The sequence below is a fragment of the Chamaesiphon sp. OTE_8_metabat_110 genome, assembly GCF_031382685.1.
In the GTDB taxonomy this organism is placed as follows: domain Bacteria; phylum Cyanobacteriota; class Cyanobacteriia; order Cyanobacteriales; family Chamaesiphonaceae; genus Chamaesiphon.
Genome location: NZ_JANMZA010000173.1, coordinates 1 through 7,590 on the forward strand (window position 1 = coordinate 1; position 7,590 = coordinate 7,590).

Annotated in this window: 6 protein-coding genes; 4 read left to right on the plus strand and 2 right to left on the minus strand. The window is 47.2% G+C overall.

Translation table 11 applies throughout. The features are described from left to right. Positions 1-219: 219 nt before the first annotated feature. Entirely contained in the window at positions 220-714 is a 495-nt protein-coding gene (gene msrB, locus RMO52_RS06205; protein ID WP_310411946.1) for a peptide-methionine (R)-S-oxide reductase MsrB, read from the minus strand. Positions 715-904: 190 nt separating this feature from the next. Here msrB and RMO52_RS06210 point away from each other — a divergent pair, with 190 nt between their 5' ends. The 3 genes from RMO52_RS06210 to RMO52_RS06220 all read left to right on the plus strand — a co-directional run bounded on the left by RMO52_RS06210 (position 905) and on the right by RMO52_RS06220 (position 4,544). After that, positions 905-2,500, plus strand: coding sequence for a glycoside hydrolase family 3 N-terminal domain-containing protein (locus RMO52_RS06210; RefSeq protein ID WP_309742225.1), 1,596 nt, complete (start codon positions 905-907; stop codon positions 2,498-2,500). Positions 2,501-2,911: 411 nt separating this feature from the next. Beyond that, positions 2,912-4,114: a formamidase gene (gene fmdA / locus RMO52_RS06215; RefSeq protein WP_310411949.1), complete on the plus strand. Its 1,203-nt coding sequence runs from the start codon at positions 2,912-2,914 to the stop codon at positions 4,112-4,114. 160 nt (positions 4,115-4,274) lie between these two features. Further along, positions 4,275-4,544, plus strand: coding sequence for a zinc ribbon domain-containing protein (locus RMO52_RS06220; RefSeq protein WP_309742223.1), 270 nt, complete (start codon positions 4,275-4,277; stop codon positions 4,542-4,544). Here RMO52_RS06220 and RMO52_RS06225 read toward each other — a convergent pair. Beyond that, entirely contained in the window at positions 4,541-5,023 is a 483-nt protein-coding gene (locus tag RMO52_RS06225) for a hypothetical protein (RefSeq protein WP_309742224.1), read from the minus strand. The genes RMO52_RS06220 and RMO52_RS06225 overlap by 4 nt on opposite strands. Before the next feature lie 618 nt (positions 5,024-5,641). On the opposite strand from RMO52_RS06225, the gene RMO52_RS06230 reads away from it, so the two are divergent. Next, positions 5,642-7,590 (plus strand): homocysteine S-methyltransferase family protein (locus RMO52_RS06230; protein WP_310411953.1); only part of this gene is annotated, 1,949 nt, incomplete at its 3' end.

Genomic DNA, 7,590 nt, shown 5'->3' on the forward strand with positions numbered 1-7,590 from the left:
CGATAATTCAGTTGAAGCGATTACCTAACGGTAGGCTGCGCCAACGATCGATTCTTATCGGTACGATCGAGTTTTATCGATATCTTTATTATAACTATCGGAGAATAACTGTGGGGAAGTTTTAGCATATCTTCACTTCGATCCGGTCGATAAAGGGGACGATCGTTGGCGCAGCCTACCGTTAGGTAATCGTCCCCTGCTATTAACCTAGAATAGCAATTACGCCGCAATAAACTTCATCGAGATGCCGTTCATACAGTAGCGTAAACCCGTTGGTTTTGGCCCATCTTCAAATACATGTCCTAAATGTCCGCCGCAGCGATGACAATGGACTTCGGTGCGAGTAGAAAAGAACGACTTATCGACGGAAGTTTCGATCGCGCCAGGAATCGGATCGTTGAAGCTCGGCCAACCAGTGCCACTGTTAAACTTGGTATCGGAGACAAATAGCGGTAAATCACAGCCAGCGCAGACAAACTGACCTTTCCCGTACTCTTTGTCCAAAATACTGGTACCAGCGCGTTCTGTACCATGTTTTCGCAATACACTAAACTGTTCGGGAGTCAGGATTTGTTTCCACTCTTCGTCAGTTTTGGTAATTTCAAATTCGCCTTGTGTCTTTGTCATTGGGGGTGTCTTGGTGGCTAAAAAATAAAGTCCGGTTGCTGTACCGATCGGTAACAACGCAGCCGATAATAGAGTTCGTCTTTGCATCTGCTTAGGATCGTCGAGATCTTTAAATAAATACCTCGCTTGCCACCTATATTGAGAAATTTGCGATTACCTATATTTTAACAATTATTTAGAAGATTAGGCTTTGGGCTTTAGGCTTTAGGAGTAAAAGCAATATCAAGCACTCCCCCCGTCCCCTCGTCCCTCCATCTCCCCATCCCCCCATCCCCTTATGCAATTCCCCGATCTCAACACCCTCTCCCTCGCCCAACAAGTCGCTCAAATGGTTGTCGTTCGAGCTTCCAGCCACTTATTCGACCATCAGATTCAGTATCCCGAATTTGGCGAACGCGATCGAGCTACACTCAAACATTGGATCGGCGATCTCGGTGTGGGTGGGGTAATCTTTTGGGGTGGGAATGCTGGCGAACTTACCCTCCGCATCCAACAGTTACAAGCCTGGGCGACATATCCCTTACTAATCGCCGCCGATATTGAAGAAGGGGTCGGGCAAAGGTTTACAGGTGGTACCTGGTTTCCGCCGCCAATGGCGCTGAATGCGATCGCGCAGACAGATTTACCAAAGGCGATCGAGTATGCTCGTCAAATGGGCGCGATTACCGCTCAGGAAGCCCTTGCAGTGGGCATAAATTGGATTTTGGCTCCAGTAGTCGATGTGAATAATAACCCCGCTAATCCGGTGATTAATATTCGAGCATTTGGGGAGACTCCCGATATTGTGAGTCAGTTAGCTACTGCCTACATTCGCGGAGCGGCGGCATATCCGGTTTTAACCTGCGCCAAGCATTTTCCCGGTCACGGGGATACGGGCGTAGATTCGCACTGGGAGTTGCCCGTAATACCCCACGATCGGGCGCGATTGGACTCGATCGAGTTCCCCCCATTTAAAGCGGCAATTCAGGCGGGTGTCGATAGTATCATGAGTGCCCATTTAATGATTCCCGCCCTCGATCCCGAACTGCCAGCAACGCTTTCGCCCAGAATTATGACTGAGGAATTACGGCATAATTTAGGCTTTGACGGGTTGATTAGTACCGACGCGCTAGTTATGGGGGCAATTGCCGATCGCTATGGGGCGGATGATGCGCCTGTGATGGCGGTGGCGGCTGGTTCGGACATTATTTTGATGCCTGTAGATCCCGAAATTGCGATTCAGTCCGTGTGTCATGCGGTGGAGTCGGGGCTGATTGGTGCCGAACGGATTAAAGAGAGTGTCGGGCGGATTTGGAGAGCCAAACAGAAGTTATTTCAAAATTGGGATGGTGCTACCCTCACTCAATCGCCTGTAAATAGTCAACCCGCTGCTTTTACTACTCTTGCCGAACCGCAAACGATGGCTGTTGCCGATCGAATATTACAAGACTCGATCGTGACTCAGGGCAATTTGCCCCTCAAGCCAAGTTCTGGTAAGAATATCGTCGTCTTAGAAGAGATTTTAGATACTACCTTCCTCAGTCGTAGTACTCCAGCCATCACCATCCCCACCAAACTCGGCTACCAGCTTCAATTACTCAACCGTCATAGCCCGACGATTACCATCGCGCCTGAAGATTCAGCTATTTTGCAACTTTTCATTCGGACTAGTCCATTTTCGGGTGGGTTAGGAATTACATCTGTGGCGAAACAGTTATTTCAACAGTTATTAGCCAACAACCAATTACAAGGATTAATTATTTATGGCAGTCCTTATTTAATGGCAGATTTCGCACAACTGTTACCACCCGCAATCCCCTGCGTATTCTGCTACGGACAAATGGCGGCGGCACAATCGATCGCGTTGACAAGATTATTCGGGTTGCCCGATTGACGATCGACTTATATCGATATATTTTTCAGACAAAGTGTATATTACAATACATTAATCACTAGATGAATTAGTTAATAATTTTCATACATATACAGATTAATTATTCCAGCTTGGAATCGATTGCCAGTATTGCTGAGCCTTGATTTCTGCGGAATTAATTTGGGTCGGATTTTGCCGATCGAATTATCGCTACATACCCAGTGAGGATTAATGTATGGCTAGGGACACAGTGACATTAGCAAGATTGGAAAAATCCAAGCGACACTACAATTATTGGGTTGTTAATAACACATTAAAAGATTATTTCTGACGTTATGCGCCGCGATCGTTTTGAAGCCGATCTTTATTTACAGTTGTAAATAAAGATCTCCGCAGTAACTCAAACCAACCCACATATCCTAGCTTCCAACCATGCCAAAAACTCTATTCCAAGTAGACCTGACCAAATCGATGGACAAGCAGGACATGCCGGGACACAACCGCTGGCATCCGGACATCCCCGCCGTCGCCTCCGTCAATCCTGGGGACATCTTTCGGATCGAGTGCAAAGACTGGACGGACGGACAGATAAAAAACAACGATAGCCCCGACGATATCCGCGATGTCGATCTGAGCGTCGTGCATGTCCTGAGTGGACCAATTTGGGTAAATGGAGCCGAACCGGGCGATATTCTCGTCGTCGATATCCTCGACATCGGTGCCTTACAGGGCGATGAATGGGGCTTTACTGGTATTTTTGACAAAAACAACGGCGGTGGCTTCCTGACTGACCATTACCCCAAGGCGGCTAAGGCAATTTGGGACTTAGAAGGGATTTATACCAAATCTCGCCATATCCCTGGCGTGCGCTTTGCAGGTATTACTCACCCTGGATTGATCGGCTGTGCGCCATCCCACGAGCTGCTAGCGACCTGGAACAAACGCGAACGGGAATTGGTGGCAACTCAGCCCGACAGGCGCACTTATGGGGCGGGTTTTGCGGGAGATCTGCCTGTCTTGGCGACGTTACCCAATCCGACGAATGCAATTTTGGGGACTTTACCAGGAGCGGAATTCGATCGAGTCGCCGCTGAAGCCGCCCGCACTGTGCCCCCGCGCGAACATGGTGGCAATTGCGATATCAAGAATCTCTCCCGAGGTACCAAGATTTATTTTCCCGTCTACGTCGAAGGTGCCAAATTATCGATGGGTGATATTCATTTTTCCCAAGGTGACGGGGAAATTTCTTTCTGTGGCGCGATCGAAATGTCGGGATTTATCGACTTACATGTCGAGATTATCAAAGGTGGCGTGGAGAAATATGCGATGGTAAATCCGATTTTCAAACCCGGTCCGGTCGAACCACATTATTCGGAATACCTAGTCTTTGAAGGCATTTCCGTCGATGAATTTGGCAAACAATACTTTATGGATGTGCATATTGCCTATCGTCGTGCTTGTTTGAATGCGATCGAGTATCTCAAGAAATTTGGATTTACAGGCGAACAAGCCTATCTCCTCCTCAGTTGCGCCCCCGTCGAAGGTCGAGTCAGCGGGATCGTCGATGTCCCCAATGCTTGTTGTACCGTCGCTATTCCTACTGCAATATTTGACAAGAATATATTGCCTGTTTGATAAATTTATTACTCTCAATTTGAGTTAGTAATTAGCTCGATCCCAAGTGGTGGGCAATGCCCTTAGAATTAGCTGAAACCTATGTGGTAGGCAGTGCCCACCCTACTTTTTCTATAATTCTCAATTCTCAATTCTCAATTCTCAATTCTCAATTACTCCCATGCCTCTATACGAATTTCGCTGTAACGACTGCGGCATCTTTGATGAATGGCGCACGATGACAGAAAGTAGCAATCCCGCTCATTGCCCAGAATGCCAAACAGCAGCAAGGCGAATTTTTTCAAATGTTGGCATTCAATTAAATGGTGCTTTGCGACTGAGCAAAACAGCAAACCCCGAACCACAATTGGTGAAAAAAACCGATCTAGATCCCGCACAACGCGCCAGAGCGAAAAGTCATGGTGGTCGCCCGTGGATGATTAATCACTAGTCATCTTTACCCTTCGATGGCTTCTCTGTCGAGAAGGTGATGTTGGTTGGTTTTGGTTGCCGATGGCGACAATTTATCGCTGCTCGCCGTGCTTTGTCTAATTCCTGTGTATCGGCAACAAAAGTTGTCAGTCGTTGCCACCACCACACGTAAAAGGCTGGAATTGCCAGCGGTTGGGTTGCCAACTCTGAGAGTTCTAATGCTCGACGGTAGACTGACAGGGGACTTGCTTCAGATGGAGGTTGTTGGAATAAGGAGATCGAGCGACGCTTGAGCTGCTGCTGGAGGTGGCTGGCTCCCTGTCGGAGACAACCCATGCAGATGTCGCCGACGATCGATCCATCATCATGACAGAGCAAAGTACCCAATCTATTGCTAGTAAACGAATGCTGGCAAGCCACACAATCTAATCGATGCTCCAGGGGAGTGGGCTTTCCGCCAACGAGCCAACCAGTGCGTCGTTGTAGTTGAATTTTCATATTAACTGGTGGTGCTTAACCCTCGCTCGAAATTTAATTAGTTAGTTAACTCTAGTTCGATCGCACTTCTAGAGTATCCGATCGGTACGCCTACAGTTTGAATACTTTGGCAATTCTTAAGCTGTAGATCGATTACCTCGCGGCGCGGCTACGCCAACGAGAATTTGCTGCTGTGGAAATAAAAATACGGTAAGCTGAACCGATCGACCATGATGGTTCTATCTTGCCCATTTTATGGAGTAAACATAGCTAGTAGTCTACGCATGTAAATATAGGGAAGAGATGGGGGATGGGGGATGGGGGACGGGGGATGGGAGCGCCCAGATCTTCACTCCCTGCGAGGAGTAAGCCAATCTCGTTGGCGTAGCCTCTGTCTTGTCTTGACGCGCTCGACCTGGAGGGAACCTCCGCGTGATTTCAGTCGCTCCCCTGGAAAAAATCGCGCTTTGGGTATAATTTGCAGTGTTTACAAATCGAGCTACGTGGCATCTGCGATGAATAGTCCGAGCAAACTTTATTATAATAGGATGCGACAATATCTCGAACTAAGTAACTAGTTAAGGGATCTCGATCGATATTTTGACAATACTCTAGATAACTCCTTACTAAACGATTCCGATGACAAGTACCTTTCTCGCACGTCTCCACAGTCCCGAACGTCCCGTCATCGTCTTCGATGGAGCGATGGGTACCAATCTCCAAGTCCAAAACCTCACGGCGGCTGACTTCGGAGGTGCCGAGTATGAAGGTTGTAATGAATATCTCGTCCATACCAAGCCGGAAGCTGTTGCAAAAGTGCATAAAGACTTTTTGGCGGCGGGTGCGGATGTCATCGAAACCGATACCTTTGGCGGTACTTATCAAACCTTAGCGGAGTATGGACTAGAAGACCAGGTTTATTATCTCAACAAGACTGCTGCCGAACTCGCCAAAAAATGTACGGCGGAATTTTCGACACCTGAGAAGCCGCGATTTGTGGCTGGATCGATCGGTCCTGGTACTAAGTTACCTTCGATCGGGCATATTAGTTATGAAGAGCTAGAGCAAGCATACACCGAACAGGCTACGGGCCTGTATGACGGTGGTGTAGATCTATTTCTGATTGAGACTTGTATGGATGTGCTGCAAATTAAAGCAGCAATCAATGGACTTGAGGTGGTTTTTAAAAATAAAGGGGCCAGAATCCCGATTATGGTGTCGGCGACGTTTGAAAATCCCCAGGCGACGATGTTGTCGGGTAGTGATATTGCGACATTATTAACGGCACTGCAACCATTCCCGATCGATATTCTAGGCTTAAATTGTGCGACTGGACCAGATTTAATGGCTCCCCATATCAAGCACCTGTGCGAACAATCGCCATTCGTCGTTTCTTGTGTCCCAAATGCGGGATTACCAGAAAATATTGGCGGACACGCTCATTACAAATTAACGCCTGTCGAACTCAAATTGGCGATGTATAAATTCGTCGAAGATTGGGGTGTACAGGTAATTGGTGGTTGTTGTGGTACGCGTCCAGAACATATTAAAGCATTGGCGGAAATTGGTTCTACTTTACAAGTCAAAGAACGTCATCCTGAATTTGAACCAGCGGCATCTTCATTGATGTCAATCCAGCCTTATCATCAGGATAATTCGTTCCTGATTATCGGCGAACGCTTGAATGCCAGTGGCTCGAAAAAGTGTCGCGATTTATTAAACGAAGAGAACTGGGATGGTTTAGTTTCACTTGCTAAATCGCAAGTTAAAGAAGGTGCCCATATTCTCGATGTCAACGTTGATTATGTTGGACGCGATGGTGTGAAGGATATGCACGAGGTGGTTTCTCGCGTGGTAAATAACGTTAGCTTGCCGCTGATGTTGGATTCCACTGAGTGGGAGAAAATGGAAGCCGGATTAAAAGTAGCTGGTGGTAAATGTTTAATGAACTCCACCAACTATGAAGATGGCGAAGAACGCTTCTATAAAGTATTGGAAATTGCCAAGAAATATGGTGCGGGAATTGTCATCGGGACGATCGATGAAGAAGGCATGGCACGCACCGCCGAGCGGAAATTTGCGATCGCCCAACGTGCCTACCGAGCAGCGGTAGAATATGGTATTCCTGCCTATGAAATTTTCTTCGATCCTTTAGCACTGCCAATTTCCACCGGAATTGAAGAAGATCGCGAAAATGGCAAAGCCACTGTTGAATCAATTAAAATGATTCGCGAAAATCTACCCCAGTGTCACGTTCTATTGGGACTATCAAACATCTCCTTCGGTCTAAATCCCGCTGCGCGGCAAGTATTGAACTCGATGTTTTTGCATGAGTGTATGAATGCGGGTATGGATGCGGCAATTGTCAGCCCGAATAAAATCTTACCACTCGCTAAAATCACCCCCGAACATCAAGAAATTTGTCGGAATCTGATTTACGATCGAAGACAATTCGACGGTGATATTTGCACCTACGATCCACTCGGTTTGCTCACCACCATGTTTGAAGGAGTAAGTACCAAACGTGATAAAGCTGAGGATGATAAACTCCCGCTCGAACAGAAACTTACTCGCCATATTATCGACGG